Here is a 14,280-nt window from a genome sequence, read left to right on the forward strand (position 1 = left end):
ATAGAATCCTTTGGTGCCTGGAGCCAGAAAAGAAAAAACACCTATCTGCTGTTAAAAGTGGATAGGTGTTTTTGGATTTGAATTAAACTTTCCTTAATTTAAATGTACCAACCATCAGGAAGGACAGGATAATCATGAGGTAAATAAAAAATTGAGGAGAAACATAAGGGATTGCTAAGAAGCTTAATGTCAAAAGACAGCCTGCAGCTGTAATTGGTAAGCCAATGAAGAAGCCTTTATTGTCGCTAATATTAAATTTTGCTAATCGAAATGCGCCGCATCCGATATAAAAAACGGTGAAAAACATTCCCGGTGCTCCGAATTCATGAATAATTCCTTGGTATAATAAAAGTGCAGGTGCGACTCCAAATGAAATAATATCACACATCGAGTCAAGCTGTTTTCCAAGCTCTGATTCAATTTGAAATTTTCTTGCTACCATTCCATCAAATCGATCAGCAAGAGCGGCTAAAAAGATCAATAATAATCCTAAATTTAATTCGTTTTTAAGAATAAATAATATTGAAAAACCACCTAAGCTTAAGTTAATTAAAGTAAGAATATTAGCGGTGTGTGCTTTAAGCTTTTTTAAAGTTGAATCTAAATAATCTAATAAAAACATCTCATCACTCCTTTCTTGGAAAAGTCTTTGTAAAAAGGACCAAAAATCAATAAAATGGTATAGTATTACTTTATTAATCTTATTTTATTCGTTCCATTTTGCTTTTGTAAAGAGAATTGTTACATCCTAGGAGGAATTGGGTTTGCAAAAATGGCTTTATCGCTTTTTTATAGAATTAACAAATCATCGTTTTTCATCGGCGATTTTAAAAAAATTTTCACAATCAAGAGTTAGTGCTATACTTATTCCGAGTTATGCGAAAATATACAATATTAACCAAGCCGAAATGGAAAAAAACTTGACAGAGTTCTCAACCCTACATGACCTTTTTGTAAGACGGCTTAGAAAAGGAAGTAGGGAAATCGATCAGACCGAAAATACGGTTATTAGTCCTGTTGATGCTGTCATTGAAGAAACGGGGATTATTACCGCTTCAAAAGAAATGATTGTAAAGGGTAAACACTACCAGGTTGCCGAAATGCTAGGTGATGAAGAGTCCCTTTCAAAATACATAGGTGGTACCTTCCTTATTCTTTATTTAAGCCCAAGCCACTATCACCGAATTCATAGTCCAATAACTGGGGTCGTTACGAAACAATGGGCATTAGGCCGGAAATCGTATCCGGTTAATCGACTGGGGTTAAAATATGGTAGAGATCCTTTATCCAAGAATTTTAGAAAAATCACAGAAATAAAGGGCAAAGATACATATGTTGCAATGGTTAAGGTAGGTGCAATGTTTGTAAATAGTATAGAAACTACATATACAAGTGATACTGTGGAAAAAGGGGAAGAAATTGCGTACTTTTCATTTGGCTCAACCGTCATATTGTTATTTGAAAAAGACAGTTTTATGCTTAACCCTAAAATTAATGCTTTGACGGATATTAAAGTAGGTGAAGTATTAGGGATAATTAATGATAAAGAAAAAAAGAGCCGTTAAATGGCTCTTTAATTAAATGAATTATGATATATTTTTAATTTTATGTCCCAATGATCTGCGCATAATCTCAGTTTCAATAAGGTGAATAAAATCAGGACTTAGCTTTAATTTTATTGCTTTAAAATAAGATTCAACTAACAAGTCATCTGATAATTTTTTCATATCAACTGCCAATAGTTGGCCATTCACCTCCTAAATTAATTACATGTAATATGTTCTAAAGTTTCTCATGTTGCATATACTATTATGTTATTCGTTGTTGTTAAAATTACTCTATCACGAAAAAAATAATAGAACAACCGTTCTGTTATCCACAGGAAATAGTGGATAACCTGTGGGTATTTTGTTTATAAAATTTGGAAATCTATGTATATCGCTGTGTAAAATGTGTATAAGATTATCCACAGGTGTTGAAATTTACTGACTTTTGTCGAAAACTTTTTATTTTTTGTATAAAAAATGAAAGATTATCATGCATTTTGTCATCTTTTTGCTTTGTGGAAATCATATTAATTCGTTATGATAGGATGGGTATAAAAAGGGTAGTCCGAGAGAGGTGTAACAAATTGTTAAATGTTTTTTTACCAAATGAACATGTGAAATCAGTTTTTGAGGTTTCACCAAGCAAATTAAAAGAACTAGGCATCAAAGGTGTCATTACCGATTTAGATAATACGTTGGTAGAATGGGATCGCCCAAGTGCAACTCCAGAACTTGTTGAATGGTTTAAGGAAATTAAGGAGCAAGGTATTACCGTCACAATTGTCTCAAATAATAATGAAAAACGGGTAAAAGAATTTGCAGATCCACTAGGTATTCCATTTATTTTTGAGGCGAGAAAACCATTAGTACGTGCTTTTAAGCGCGCAGTAAAGGAAATGGGTCTACAAAAGGAGGAGGTTGTTGTAATCGGTGACCAACTTCTAACAGATGTCTTTGGTGGGAACAGGAGTGGCATGCATACTATTCTTGTTGTTCCAGTTGCCCAAACGGACGGTTTCTTTACAAAATTTAACCGCCTAGTCGAAAGAAGAATATTAACTTGGATGAAGCGTCGTGGAATGCTTTATTGGGAGGATTAAATAGAGTGGAACAAGAGAAGATTAGCTGTATTGGCTGTGGAGTAGAAATCCAAACAGCTGACGAAACAAAATTAGGATATGCACCAACATCTGCTTTAGAGAAGGATAAAGTCATATGCCAACGCTGCTTTAAATTAAAGCATTATAATGAAGTACAAGATGTATCCTTAACCGATGATGACTTTTTAAAAATCCTACACGGAATAGGCTCTACTAATGCATTAATCGTAAAGATTGTTGATATATTCGACTTTAATGGCAGTTGGTTACCAGGTCTTCATCGTTTTGTGGGGAACAATAATATACTATTAGTAGGTAATAAAGTGGATTTGCTACCGAAATCGGTAAAACCAAAAAAACTAGTAAACTGGATGAAAGAATCATCTCGAGAACTTGGCTTAAAACCGGTAGATGTCTTTTTAATCAGTGCAGAAAAAGGTACAGGCATCAAGGAGGTAGCTGAGGCAATTGAGCATTATCGCTCTGGAAAAGATGTATACGTAGTAGGATGTACGAATGTCGGAAAGTCTACATTCATTAATCGTCTGATTAAGGAATTTAGTGGAGAGAAAGAGGACATCATCACTACTTCTCACTTCCCAGGTACAACATTAGATATTATTGATATTCCTCTTGATGAGGAGCATTCCTTATTTGATACTCCAGGAATAATCAATCATCACCAAATGGCACACTTTGTATCAAAACAAGACTTAAAAGTTATTACACCTAAGAAAGAAATTAAACCGAAAGTCTTTCAGTTAAATGAAGCACAAACCTTGTTTTTTGGTGGCTTAGCAAGGTTTGATTTTATAAGTGGTGGCAGACAGTCTTTCGTTTGTCATTTCTCAAATTTGTTAAATATCCATCGCACAAAACTAGAAAATGCTGATGAATTATATGAGAAACATCAGGGTGAGCTCTTACAGCCTCCTGGTAAACATGAATTAAATGATTTTCCGCCACTGGTTGCCCATGAATTCATGATCAAAGAAGCGAAAACAGATATTGTTTTCTCAGGACTGGGTTGGGTAACGATTAATGAACCACATACGAAGGTAGTAGCTCATGTTCCAAAGGGCGTTGGGGTTATGATAAGAAAATCATTAATTTAACAAAAAAGTAGTAATCTTAATGGTAATGGGTGAGGAAATGGAAAAGGTATATGGGGTAATTGGAAGTCCCATTTCACATTCGATGTCACCGATGATGCACAATGATATTTTTGAACATTATAAGCTTAATGCTAGATACCATGCTTTCCATGTGGAACAGGACCAGGTGAAAGCCGCAATTGAAGGAATAAGGGCACTCGGGGTATCAGGCATTAACGTAACAATTCCACATAAATTAAAGGTAATCGACTATTTAGATGAAATTGAAGAGGTTACTAAGAATATCGGTGCAGTGAATACGATTGTAAATGAAAATGGGAAATTAGTAGGCTATAACACGGACGGAAATGGATTTATCCGTTCATTAAATCGCGTCATCAATAATGAGGAATTGTGTTCTTCAAATGTATTGATAATCGGAGCCGGTGGTGCAGCTAGAGGGATATTTATTTCATTAGCAGCTATGGGTGTGAAAAGAATTGATATTGTAAATCGCACGATTGACCGGGCAAAAGCCATTATTGACGATTGCAAATTCGCGGTTGACTCGCATGCACTCGCTTTTGCGGAAGCAGAGAGTATTCTGGGTAAATATAAAGTCATAATCAATACAACTTCAGTTGGTATGCATCCTAAGGTTGATGAAATTCCGCTTAGACTGGAGAATTTGGCTCCAAAAACTATCGTAAGTGATATCATTTATAATCCATTTGAAACCAAACTCTTGCATGAAGCAGCAAAACGTGGTGCAATTACGCAAAATGGAATTGGAATGTTTGTTTATCAGGGTGCTTTAGCATTTGAAAAATGGACAGGAATATTTCCAGACACGGACAGAATGGAAAGACTAGTTACAAAGCTATTAGGAGGTAAGACATGCTAACAGGTAAACAAAAACGCTTTTTGCGATCTAAAGCTCATCATTTAGATCCAATCTTTCAGGTTGGAAAAGGTGGGGTAAATGACAACATGATTAAACAAATCAGCGATGCGTTAGAAGCTCGTGAACTATTAAAGGTAAGTGTCCTTCAAAACTGCGAGGATGACCGTGATACGGTAGCGCAAGAGCTGAGCAATGGTGCAAAAGCTGAATTGGTCCAAATCATTGGAAATACAATTGTACTATACAAAGAGTCTAAAGAAAACAAGCAATTGGAGCTACCAAAGGCTAACAAATAAGCATTCAAATAAGGAGGTTGAAAAGGACCGAAGTTCAAGGCGGCGCGAGCTTCCGAGTACCGAAGCGAGGCAACTGCTTGAGATTACTTCCTAACACCCTTGCGCTAAGGAATTAACATCGTGAATATACTAGTAGACGCAAGCGCATAACTGGTTGTTCACTATGTTCTCGGAGCTAAGTACGCAAGAAATTTGATGCGTCATTTTCGACCGACTAGGAGGGAAAAAATGAACCATATCGGAATCATAGGTGGTACATTTGATCCGCCCCATATTGGTCATTTGTTCATTGCTTCAGAGGTATTAACACAGCTAAACTTATCGGAGATTTGGTTTATGCCAAATCGTATACCTCCACACAAAGAACGGAAAAGTTATGTGACTGATGAGGAGCGGGTTGAAATGCTCTCTCTAGCCATTGCAGGCCAACCAAAATTCAAATTACAGCTTATTGAACTGGATAGAGAAGGACCCTCATATACATACGACACAATTCTATTGTTACGTGAACAATATCGTGATACAAAATTTTATTTTATTATTGGTGGGGACATGGTCGAATATTTGCCGCATTGGCATAAAATTGATGAACTCATCGATTTGATTACGTTTGTTGGGGTGAAAAGACCAGGATATTCTTTTCCGACTCAATATCCAATTGTTGAAGTAGATGTTCCTCAATTAGATATATCCTCTTCGATGATTAGAAAAAGGCTGAGGGAAAATAGAAATACAATGTATTTAGTTCCTGAAAAAGTACGAAACTATATAGAGGAGAAGCATTTATATGGAACGTGATATGGCCCTAGAACTTGTTAAAGAACAGTTAACGGAGCATCGCTATCAGCATACACTAGGTGTTATGGAGACAGCCATTGACCTGGCCAAACGATATGATGCTGATTTGAAAAAGGCCGAAACAGCTGCCATCTTCCATGACTATGCGAAATTTAGATCAAAGGAAGAGATGAAGCAGATCATTATCGACCAACATATGCCGAAGGATTTATTATTTTATAATACAGAACTATGGCATGCGCCGGTAGGAGCCTACCTTGTTAATACAGAGGTGGGGATTCAGGATGAAGAAATCCTTGATGCAATTCGTTTCCATACATCTGGACGTGAAAGAATGACTCTGCTTGAAAAGGTTATATTTGTCGCAGATTACATCGAGCCAGGTAGACATTTTCCGGGTGTAGAGGAAGTTAGAGAAATCGCAAAACAGGATTTAGACACAGCCCTCATCTATTCATTAAGAAACACGATCATGTTTTTGGCAAAAAAAAATCAAGCCATTTATCCTGATACTTTGCAAACATATAATGCATTAATCTTAAATAAAAAGGGGGAATCCTAGGGTGAATGAAAGAGACATCTTAACATTTGCAGTTCAAGCTGCTGACGATAAGCGCGCTGAAAATATTGTAGCATTAAATATGAAGGGGCTATCCCTTGTTGCCGATTATTTCTTAATCTGTCATGGGAATTCTGAAAAACAAGTACAAGCAATTGCACGCGAAATCAAAGACAAAGCCGATGAAAATGGTATTCAAATCAAGCGTCTTGAGGGCTTTGACGAAGCAAGATGGGTTCTTGTTGATCTTGGAGATGTAATTGCTCACATATTTCATAAAGACGAGCGTACCTACTATAATTTAGAACGTCTGTGGGGAGATGCGCCTACTGAAACAATAGAAGATGTGCTGAGTTTATGAGCTATGGAGAATTTGCCTATATCTACGATGAACTAATGCGTGATGTGGATTATGAGCAATGGATTTTGTTCTTTAAAGAGAGAGTTTCGCACTTTAATAAAAAACATCCACTGCGTGTTCTTGATATTGGATGCGGAACAGGTGAAATTGCGATTCGACTTGCAAAAGAAGGCTTTGAGGTTGTTGGGGTAGATCTCTCTGAGGATATGCTGGCAGTCGCGAATAACAAAGCAATGGAAGCCGGAGTGAAGATTGAGTTTTACCAACAGGATATGGTGGAAATCTCGGGGTTAGATCCATTTGATGTGATTGTGATTTTCTGTGATTCACTTAATTATTTGCGTACTGAAGAAGATGTGCAGAAAACCTTTCAAAATGTTTTCAAGCTATTGGAACACGATGGACTTTTCTTGTTTGATGTCCATTCCGTTTATAAAATGGACTCCATTTTTATGGATGGGCCATTTGTGAGCAGTGATGAAGAGGTTAGTTTTATTTGGAATTGTTTTGAGGGGGAACATCCTCACAGTGTAGAACATGAATTATCGTTTTTTGTAAAAAATAAACATTCTGATGATTATACGAGATTTGACGAATTTCATGAACAGCGAACCTTTCCGATTCAGACTTTACAAAATTGGCTTGAGAGAATAGGTTTCAAAGTAGTTAATGTGCTTGCAGATTTTAGTAACCCAGTTCAGGAGACTTCTGAACGGATATTATTTACCGCAAAAAAATAGATGGGCAGACGATGTCTGCCCTCGTTTTATTTGTCGTGAAAAAATGAGTATTCCTATTTAAGAAGGAACATGGTATATTTATCGAGATGGAGTCTCGTTAAATTGTTTATTTACTTCGTAAATATCCTCATCAAATTTTCGATGGGTACTCCTAAAAAGTTCTACAAATAACTCACCGATATTTTCTTCCATTGCCTTAATGCCTTCCCCAGTAACACCACCTTTTACACATACTTTTTCCTGGAGAGTGGGCAACGTATATATTTCCTTTTCAAGCAATTTTCCCATTCCGACAATCATTTCACTAGCTAAAATTGTTGCTTGCTCCTCTGTAATTTTCGTTTCCTTCACTGCTGCATTAATAAACTTTCTCACAAGATAAGTAAAAAACGCAGGGCCGCAGCTTACAATATCAGAAGCGACTCTTGTAATGTCGTTATTTATGTGAACCGGAGCAGAAATTTGCTCAAAAAGAAATTCCAAATAATCCTTAAATCTGCTGCTAATGCTACTTCCAAAAGTAAATAAGGATACGCCTGTTAGTGCGCGATTTGTAATACTTGGAATAATACGTGCGACCTGACAGTTTACAATTGATTCGAGCTGTTCAACAGAAATCGGACTCGTAATTGAAACGATACATTTACTACTCGTTAGGCAAGGAGATAATTGGTGTAAAAGGGGGTGAATTTCCAAAGGTTTTACACAAATGAAAATTAAATCAGAGCCTTTTACAACCTCTTCATTTGTTGCTACAACTGTGATATCTGGCATGTAGTTCTTAATGGCTATTGCTTTTTCAATGGTTCGATTTGTTATCGTTAATTTTGAAGGCGGAACAGCAAGAGATTCTACAAAGGACTCTATTAAAATTTTCCCCATATTTCCTGTACCAATAAACCCTATATTCAAGTTCGTCCCTCCTTTACAGACTATTCTCCTAAAACAATATGTTTTCCCGAATAAAATTATGAATGATTTTACTTAAAGTAAAAAAAAACAAAGGAGACCAAACCATGAATTTTAGAGAAAAAAAGATTAAGTTATTTAGTATATGTTGTGGAGTCTGTCTAGTTATCTTTATTGTCTTTTATAATATTTTTGATCATGGAACAAGGGCAGAACCTTACGAGGTAGAAGAGGATTTGCTCTTTGAACCGAACGTTGAGGAAGAGACTGATGCAGAGGAAGAGATTAAGGTAATTCTTGTTGATATCAAGGGAGCGGTACATAATGAAAATGTATATAAGGCCGAGGATGGGATGAGAATTAAGGACATTATAGTGATGGCGGGTGGATTTACTGAAGATGCAAACATCAATCAGGTGAATTTAGCACAGCGAGTGGAGGATGAAATGGTTATTTATGTTCCACGCATTGGTGAGGATTTTGAAATGGATAGCAGTTTGTCCCCAAAAGGCGATGGAAAGATTTCATTAAATAAAGGAGCACAGGCAGATTTTGAAACGTTATCAGGAATCGGCCCATCAAAAGCGGCAGCGATCATTGCATTCCGTGAAGAAAATGGACCGTTTAAACAACTTGAGGACCTGATGGAAGTTAGCGGAATCGGGGAAAAATCCTTTGAAAAAATAAGGGACAAACTCAAATTAAATTGACGGTTTGTACAAATAACCGATAAAATAATTGTAAGATTTTGTTGAAGGGATGGGGAAAATTTGAATCGAATCAAATGGGATCAATATTTTATGGCACAAAGCCATTTACTTGCATTAAGAAGTACCTGTACACGACTAACAGTTGGGGCAACCATTGTACGAGATAAGCGAATTATCGCAGGGGGATATAATGGCTCTGTGTCTGGCGGTACACACTGTTCAGATGAGGGCTGCTATGTAGTCGAAAATCACTGTATAAGAACCGTTCACGCTGAAATAAATGCATTACTGCAATGTGCCAAGTTTGGAGTCCCTACAGAAAATGCGGAAATCTATGTTACTCATTTTCCATGCCTCCAATGCACAAAAGCAATTATTCAAGCAGGGATTAAGGTTGTATATTATGCAGAAGATTATAAAAATCATCCTTACGCAATAGAATTACTTGAGAAATCAAATGTAAGAATTGAGAAGGTTCCTCTTCAAGAAATGGTAATTGACTTAAAATCAAAGGAGAAATTAGCATTTGTTAATGATTTAATAGAAAAAATAACAGAGTCAGGTGCGGATGATAGAGAAATAGAGAAGCTGCATGAGAAAACTGCTGCACTATTTTCAAATATTGGTTAGTTTGATAAATAAGTATGGGGACTATGTAAGAGGAAAGCTTGTTTTTCTTGCATCCTTTGCAATATTTGGAATACTAGTCCCCTATACATCTTTTTCATGGTTAAGTTTAATCCTCACCCTACTCTTATTAGGATTTGTTATGATCCGCCACCATTATTCACTCGTTATCCTCTGTATTATCACTCTTTTTACTTTTATGTGTATTTTTACCATCATCGACTCCAACAATCATACAAATTTGATCCCTACCACAGAAAGGATTGATGCGGAAATAGTTGAAACACCAGATATTAATGGTGACAAGCTATCCGTTACCGTAAATACTTCAAAGGATGAAAAACTGCTGTTAGTTTATTATTTCGAAACGGAGTTAGAGAGAAAGCAGCTAAGCTCTACTGTTCGAATAGGGTTGGTTTGTACTTTTCATGGAAGTCTAAAGGAACCCCAAGTCGCACGAAATCCCAATTCTTATAACTATAAACAATATTTGTATACACAAAAAATCCATTGGATTTTTGAAGCGAATGAAATAAAAATAGAAAACTGTTCTTCAAACGAAAAGTGGACGATAAATCATATGCTTCTAAATATAAGAGATACTGGAATCCATCATATTAATACTTATTTTGCTGGCTCAACCGCAGGGATTATCCAAGCATTGATCTATGGGGAAAGAACAAATATCGCAAATGAAATAGAAAGTTCCTATCAATCATTAGGATTGATACATTTATTGGCGATATCAGGACTGCATGTAAGTCTCATGACAGGGATGTTTTACTATTTATGTATTCGCTTTGGCTTGACACGTGAAATAACCACAATTTTACTGTTATGTTTACTGCCAGCATATATCATAATTGCCGGAGGCTCTCCTTCAGTTATTCGCTCCGTTTTAATGAGTATGCTTTTATTAGCAAGCATTAAATGGTGGGAAAAAGGTAGTGTCCTTGATGTCATTAGTTTTTCCTGCATGACTATGCTACTGTTTAATCCGTACTATATCGTAAATATCGGTTTTCAATTGTCCTTTTTAGTGAGTGCGTCCCTGATCCTTTCTTCTAGAGCCATTTTTAAATACTATCCAACTACGATTGCTTCTTTATTTGTCGTTTCATTGTTATCGCAAATTACTTCAATGCCGGTTCTACTCTTCCACTTTTATGAGTTCTCGTTATTGAGCTTACCTCTAAATATGCTTTATGTCCCATTATATTCAGTTGTGATTTTACCATTTGCCTTACTCACCGTATTTTTGCTGAGCATATTCGATCCGATTGGCCAAATCTTTGCTGCGATGCTTTCGTGGATGCTCGAAACTTTAAATCAAGTGACGGTTTGGGCATCACAATTCCCTTTCACTTTATTGACACTAGGTAAGCCAGGTTTCATCTTAATGATTCTGTATTGTGTATCTATTCTATACCTTTTAATTTGTTGGGAAAAAAGAAAAACCTTAGTCCAAAGGGCACTTTTCGCGCCAATTTCGGTTTTGATACTCCATTTGCTTTTACCATATATAAATCCATATGGTGAAATTACAATGTTAGATGTTGGACAAGGCGATAGTATATTAATTGAGCTACCGTATCGAAAAGGAACGTATCTCATTGATACAGGTGGAAACATTGAGTTTAATCAAGAGCAATGGCGGCAAAGAAGGAAAGAGTTCTCGACTGCAGATATAATCATTCCATTCCTAAAGTCAAAAGGAGTACGAAGTTTAGATAAGCTAATCATTACCCACGGTGACCAAGATCATATCGGTGGAGCGAAGGAAATTATAAAAAAAATGAGGATTAATGAAATCGTCATAGGAAAAAGCACGAAAGATACAAAACAAGAAACAGAGTTGAAGAAAATAGCTACTAAAGAAGGGATTCCCATACATTTAGTTGAACGTGGACATAAATGGCAGGAAGGAGGAAATACATTTTATACACTTTCCCCAAAGTCCTGCGGTAATATGTCAAGTACCAAAATCTAAGGAATTGGAAATTGTAAGCCAACCAATACCTAAAAAAGACAATACTTAAGAAACCCAGTAAGATATTAAACCATTTACTGGAAAACATTGAAGGATTTAGGATGTTTTATCCTTTAGTTATTCACCTTCCTTCTTGGCGTGTAGACTTGATCGTTGCGTAGCAGCGCATCGACCAACCGCACAAGTTTTCTTGCCGTTAAGACGAGTGCTCTTTTGTGTTGATGCTTAGGAACCTCACGATATTTTTTCAGGTAGTATGCCCGAAATTCAGGTTCATTTCGTTGAACCGAGTTGGCAGCTTCAACAAGGTAATAACGAAGAAATCTATTTCCTGAACGTATCATTTTGGTTTCCTCAGCTTGGAACTTGCCTGATTGATGCTTGGACCATGTAAGTCCACTATATTTGGCAATGGAAGCTTGGTTATCAAAGCGATCAATTTGTCCAATTTCGGCTAAAATACCAGCGGTATAGACTGGGCCTATTCCTGGAATCGTCTGTAAGGTATTAGGGATACCTTCTAGAAGCTTTTGGATGGCTTTGTCAAGTTCTTTAATCTGTTTAGTTATACTACGGATGGACTCTATTGAAGTCCCTAATAATAGGTCGATAGAATCTTCCACACACTTTGATAATCGGTAGGAAGATCTCGCAGCCTTTTGAATGGATTTCGCCACACACTCGGCGTCAGTAAAGCGATTTTTGCCCTTATCTTGAAGATAATTCGCAAGTTCTTGAAGATCCATTGAGCTAATTTCATCTAAGCTATATTGTTCAAGAAATAGCTCTAACATGGCATTTCCAAAAACCGAACTATCCACTTCAGTCGTAAAGGAACTACACTTATAAAATAAGTGTTGCAGAAAATATTGCTTTTCTCGCGTTAGGTTATGAACGAGATGATATCTCATTCTTGTCAACCTTTGAAGAGCAATAAATTGTTCCTGCATGACCGCCGTTAGTGGAAGACGTCCAAACCGTAAGCGATCTGCAATAATCCAAGCATCGACTTGGTCTGTTTTATCCAGGTCAACATATGACTCTTTAAATTTTTTAATTAGTTTTGGATTAATAGTAAAGACTGTTGTTTTAAATTCTTTAAGAGATTCATCCTCGTGAAAAAACATAGCAGGATGCCAACTATAGACTGAAGTGGCCTCCATCCCGATTTGAATCTCGGAAATTGAGTTACTTTGGGCTATCTTGACAATCAGATCTTTCAGATAAGATGCCCCTGTCAAATTGTTGTCAACAGTGAGAGCAGTTAATGCTTTTCCTTCAAAATTCATGACACAAGCTTTCATATCTTGAGAGCTAACGTCTATTCCAACAAATAATTTCATGGTGGCTAACCTCCTTTCAATCTAGGATCAAGGGAAGGACTCTTCGGGATATCCCCAGTGTACTTGTCGGTCAATCACCCTCGCGTATTAGAACTCACTTTGGTCCATGAGCTGCCTGGAAGCTGCAACTTCCAGCATGGGCTGCCAAAGGGAACAGCCTGCGGGTTAGAAGTTCGAACAAGGACTGGGGAGACAGACTTTTGTAGTAGTCAAAGCTACAGGAGATGATAGAAATCCCCCAAACGATCCTAAGACCATTATCTAGGGACATCACGAAAAGTCCACCCTTTGGAAAACTTTTTCAGATGGTGGGGGGCTAGCCCCCCACTATCTGAACTAACATCTATAGAATTATCAAAGAACAATATTTTAATTGGAAATTACCTCGAAAGAGGACTATAAACTTACTATACGAGGGAGATGAAATGGTGGAAAATAACAATTCAATCGTTATATTTACAAAAATCGGTGGTCTAAGTTGGTTATTTACAGGGGACATTGAAAAAGATGTGGAACTTGATCTTATCAATACATATAAAAACATGAGGATAGATGTATTAAAGGTGGGACATCACGGAAGCAAGTCCTCATCTACGGAGAGATTTATCCAATCCTTAAAACCTAAAATTGCCCTAATTCCAGTGGGTGTTAATAATCGTTTTAATCATCCACATCCAGAGGTGATTAATCGATTAAAACAAGAAAAAATCATAGTATATAGAACTGACACAGATGGGGCGATACAATACCGTTTTTTCAAAAAACCAGGAACCTTTATAACGACAATTCCATAAGATACAGTATAGGCAAGGAACGAAAAAAGACTGCCTTATATGGGCAGTCTTGGTTTTGACAGTATGTATTCTGTCGGTATTAAGCTCCGATAACTTTAATTAAAGTTGCGATAATGAAAATTATAGCGAAGAAGCCAAATGATACAACGAAAGCTACTCCAGCATCGATAACGTCATTTCGTGTGTTTTTTATATTCTTTTCGAATTCGTTCACGCCTAACCCCTCCTAAACACTTATAGTATAGCCTAACTAGTCAAAAAAATCTATAATTCCTTTAAAAAGTTGGTTTTGTTTTAAAATCAAAAAGTTAGAAACCTCAGTGAATAAAACAAAGCCAAAAAAAGGTAGAACCCTTTTTCCCCTATTATCCGATACTCTTCCTTTATTAACAACACTTGTCACAAATAGTTCAAAAAACAATGTAAATCCTAATAGTACATAAGAACAACAACACAGTAATAGTCAGATTACAAATAATCATTACTCGACAAGATACCCGGGGCTTGT

General features: G+C 36.6%; 18 protein-coding genes. 13 read left to right on the forward strand and 5 right to left on the reverse strand.

What is annotated here, in order from left to right; translation table 11 throughout:
• Window positions 1-82: 82 nt before the first annotated feature.
• Window positions 83-622, reverse strand: coding sequence for a CDP-diacylglycerol--serine O-phosphatidyltransferase (pssA, locus tag NST91_RS08635; RefSeq protein WP_341330797.1), 540 nt, complete (start codon window positions 620-622; stop codon window positions 83-85).
• Between the two features lie 142 nt (window positions 623-764).
• On the opposite strand from pssA, the gene NST91_RS08640 reads away from it, so the two are divergent.
• The gene (locus NST91_RS08640) at window positions 765-1,565 is read left to right on the forward strand and encodes a phosphatidylserine decarboxylase (RefSeq protein ID WP_341330798.1); all 801 of its coding nucleotides are present in this window, start codon (window positions 765-767) and stop codon (window positions 1,563-1,565) included.
• A gap of 21 nt (window positions 1,566-1,586) precedes the next feature.
• On the opposite strand, the gene NST91_RS08645 is transcribed toward NST91_RS08640, so the two are convergent.
• A complete protein-coding gene (locus NST91_RS08645; RefSeq protein WP_121447319.1) occupies window positions 1,587-1,727 on the reverse strand; it encodes a sporulation histidine kinase inhibitor Sda in 141 nt (46 codons plus the stop codon).
• A gap of 365 nt (window positions 1,728-2,092) precedes the next feature.
• On the opposite strand from NST91_RS08645, the gene NST91_RS08650 reads away from it, so the two are divergent.
• From NST91_RS08650 to NST91_RS08685, 8 genes are all read left to right on the forward strand, one after another.
• On the forward strand, window positions 2,093-2,647 hold the full coding sequence (locus tag NST91_RS08650; RefSeq protein WP_341330799.1) for a YqeG family HAD IIIA-type phosphatase: 555 nt from the start codon (window positions 2,093-2,095) through the stop codon (window positions 2,645-2,647).
• 5 nt (window positions 2,648-2,652) lie between these two features.
• The gene (gene yqeH / locus NST91_RS08655) at window positions 2,653-3,762 is read left to right on the forward strand and encodes a ribosome biogenesis GTPase YqeH (RefSeq protein ID WP_341330800.1); all 1,110 of its coding nucleotides are present in this window, start codon (window positions 2,653-2,655) and stop codon (window positions 3,760-3,762) included.
• 37 nt (window positions 3,763-3,799) lie between these two features.
• Entirely contained in the window at window positions 3,800-4,645 is an 846-nt protein-coding gene (gene aroE, locus NST91_RS08660; RefSeq protein ID WP_341330801.1) for a shikimate dehydrogenase, read from the forward strand.
• Window positions 4,639-4,941 (forward strand): ribosome assembly RNA-binding protein YhbY, encoded by a 303-nt coding sequence (gene yhbY / locus NST91_RS08665; RefSeq protein WP_121447275.1) that lies wholly within the window; start codon window positions 4,639-4,641, stop codon window positions 4,939-4,941. Before aroE ends, yhbY begins: the two co-directional genes overlap by 7 nt.
• Before the next feature lie 228 nt (window positions 4,942-5,169).
• On the forward strand, window positions 5,170-5,739 hold the full coding sequence (locus NST91_RS08670) for a nicotinate-nucleotide adenylyltransferase (RefSeq protein WP_341330802.1): 570 nt from the start codon (window positions 5,170-5,172) through the stop codon (window positions 5,737-5,739).
• Window positions 5,729-6,301, forward strand: coding sequence for a bis(5'-nucleosyl)-tetraphosphatase (symmetrical) YqeK (gene yqeK / locus NST91_RS08675; protein ID WP_341330803.1), 573 nt, complete (start codon window positions 5,729-5,731; stop codon window positions 6,299-6,301). The genes NST91_RS08670 and yqeK overlap by 11 nt, the downstream gene beginning before the upstream one ends.
• Before the next feature lies 1 nt (window position 6,302).
• The gene (rsfS, locus tag NST91_RS08680; RefSeq protein WP_341330804.1) at window positions 6,303-6,659 is read left to right on the forward strand and encodes a ribosome silencing factor; all 357 of its coding nucleotides are present in this window, start codon (window positions 6,303-6,305) and stop codon (window positions 6,657-6,659) included.
• Complete coding sequence (locus NST91_RS08685; RefSeq protein ID WP_341330805.1) at window positions 6,656-7,399, forward strand: class I SAM-dependent DNA methyltransferase; 744 nt, start codon at window positions 6,656-6,658, stop codon at window positions 7,397-7,399. The genes rsfS and NST91_RS08685 overlap by 4 nt, the downstream gene beginning before the upstream one ends.
• Before the next feature lie 78 nt (window positions 7,400-7,477).
• Here NST91_RS08685 and comER read toward each other — a convergent pair whose 3' ends face one another.
• Window positions 7,478-8,311, reverse strand: coding sequence for a late competence protein ComER (comER, locus tag NST91_RS08690; RefSeq protein WP_341330806.1), 834 nt, complete (start codon window positions 8,309-8,311; stop codon window positions 7,478-7,480).
• A 104-nt stretch (window positions 8,312-8,415) separates the two neighbouring features.
• Between comER and NST91_RS08695 the strand changes: the two genes are divergently transcribed.
• The 3 genes from NST91_RS08695 to NST91_RS08705 are packed head-to-tail and all read left to right on the forward strand — an operon-like array spanning window position 8,416 to window position 11,635.
• Window positions 8,416-9,018, forward strand: a complete 603-nt coding sequence (locus tag NST91_RS08695) for a helix-hairpin-helix domain-containing protein (RefSeq protein ID WP_341330807.1) — start codon at window positions 8,416-8,418, stop codon at window positions 9,016-9,018.
• Between the two features lie 60 nt (window positions 9,019-9,078).
• Window positions 9,079-9,648 (forward strand): ComE operon protein 2, encoded by a 570-nt coding sequence (locus NST91_RS08700; RefSeq protein ID WP_341330808.1) that lies wholly within the window; start codon window positions 9,079-9,081, stop codon window positions 9,646-9,648.
• Window positions 9,611-11,635: a DNA internalization-related competence protein ComEC/Rec2 gene (locus NST91_RS08705; protein WP_341330809.1), complete on the forward strand. Its 2,025-nt coding sequence runs from the start codon at window positions 9,611-9,613 to the stop codon at window positions 11,633-11,635. The genes NST91_RS08700 and NST91_RS08705 overlap by 38 nt, the downstream gene beginning before the upstream one ends.
• A 113-nt stretch (window positions 11,636-11,748) precedes the next feature.
• Here the strand turns inward: NST91_RS08705 and NST91_RS08710 are convergent, their stop codons facing one another.
• A complete protein-coding gene (locus NST91_RS08710; protein ID WP_341330810.1) occupies window positions 11,749-12,978 on the reverse strand; it encodes an IS110 family RNA-guided transposase in 1,230 nt (409 codons plus the stop codon).
• Between the two features lie 428 nt (window positions 12,979-13,406).
• Here NST91_RS08710 and NST91_RS08715 point away from each other — a divergent pair, with 428 nt between their 5' ends.
• Window positions 13,407-13,772, forward strand: coding sequence for a ComEC/Rec2 family competence protein (locus tag NST91_RS08715; protein WP_341330811.1), 366 nt, complete (start codon window positions 13,407-13,409; stop codon window positions 13,770-13,772).
• 79 nt (window positions 13,773-13,851) lie between these two features.
• On the opposite strand, the gene NST91_RS08720 is transcribed toward NST91_RS08715, so the two are convergent.
• Window positions 13,852-13,986: a YqzM family protein gene (locus tag NST91_RS08720; protein ID WP_121447266.1), complete on the reverse strand. Its 135-nt coding sequence runs from the start codon at window positions 13,984-13,986 to the stop codon at window positions 13,852-13,854.
• Between the last annotated feature and the right edge of the window lie 294 nt (window positions 13,987-14,280).

Source organism: Ferdinandcohnia sp. FSL W7-1320, from assembly GCF_038050315.1.
GTDB lineage: Bacteria > Bacillota > Bacilli > Bacillales > Bacillaceae_L > Ferdinandcohnia > Ferdinandcohnia aciditolerans.

What these genes read in the sequence shown, in the direction of transcription:
- NST91_RS08670 (WP_341330802.1), top strand. Translation starts at nt 5,170, where the DNA reads ATGAACCATATCGGAATCATAGGTGGTACATTTGATCCGCCCCATATT.
- pssA (WP_341330797.1), bottom strand. Translation starts at nt 622, where the DNA reads ATGTTTTTATTAGATTATTTAGATTCAACTTTAAAAAAGCTTAAAGCA.
- NST91_RS08695 (WP_341330807.1), top strand. Translation starts at nt 8,416, where the DNA reads ATGAATTTTAGAGAAAAAAAGATTAAGTTATTTAGTATATGTTGTGGA.
- NST91_RS08710 (WP_341330810.1), bottom strand. Translation starts at nt 12,978, where the DNA reads ATGAAATTATTTGTTGGAATAGACGTTAGCTCTCAAGATATGAAAGCT.
- aroE (WP_341330801.1), top strand. Translation starts at nt 3,800, where the DNA reads ATGGAAAAGGTATATGGGGTAATTGGAAGTCCCATTTCACATTCGATG.
- NST91_RS08685 (WP_341330805.1), top strand. Translation starts at nt 6,656, where the DNA reads ATGAGCTATGGAGAATTTGCCTATATCTACGATGAACTAATGCGTGAT.
- NST91_RS08705 (WP_341330809.1), top strand. Translation starts at nt 9,611, where the DNA reads ATGAGAAAACTGCTGCACTATTTTCAAATATTGGTTAGTTTGATAAAT.
- yhbY (WP_121447275.1), top strand. Translation starts at nt 4,639, where the DNA reads ATGCTAACAGGTAAACAAAAACGCTTTTTGCGATCTAAAGCTCATCAT.
- NST91_RS08650 (WP_341330799.1), top strand. Translation starts at nt 2,093, where the DNA reads ATGGGTATAAAAAGGGTAGTCCGAGAGAGGTGTAACAAATTGTTAAAT.
- NST91_RS08645 (WP_121447319.1), bottom strand. Translation starts at nt 1,727, where the DNA reads ATGAAAAAATTATCAGATGACTTGTTAGTTGAATCTTATTTTAAAGCA.
- yqeK (WP_341330803.1), top strand. Translation starts at nt 5,729, where the DNA reads ATGGAACGTGATATGGCCCTAGAACTTGTTAAAGAACAGTTAACGGAG.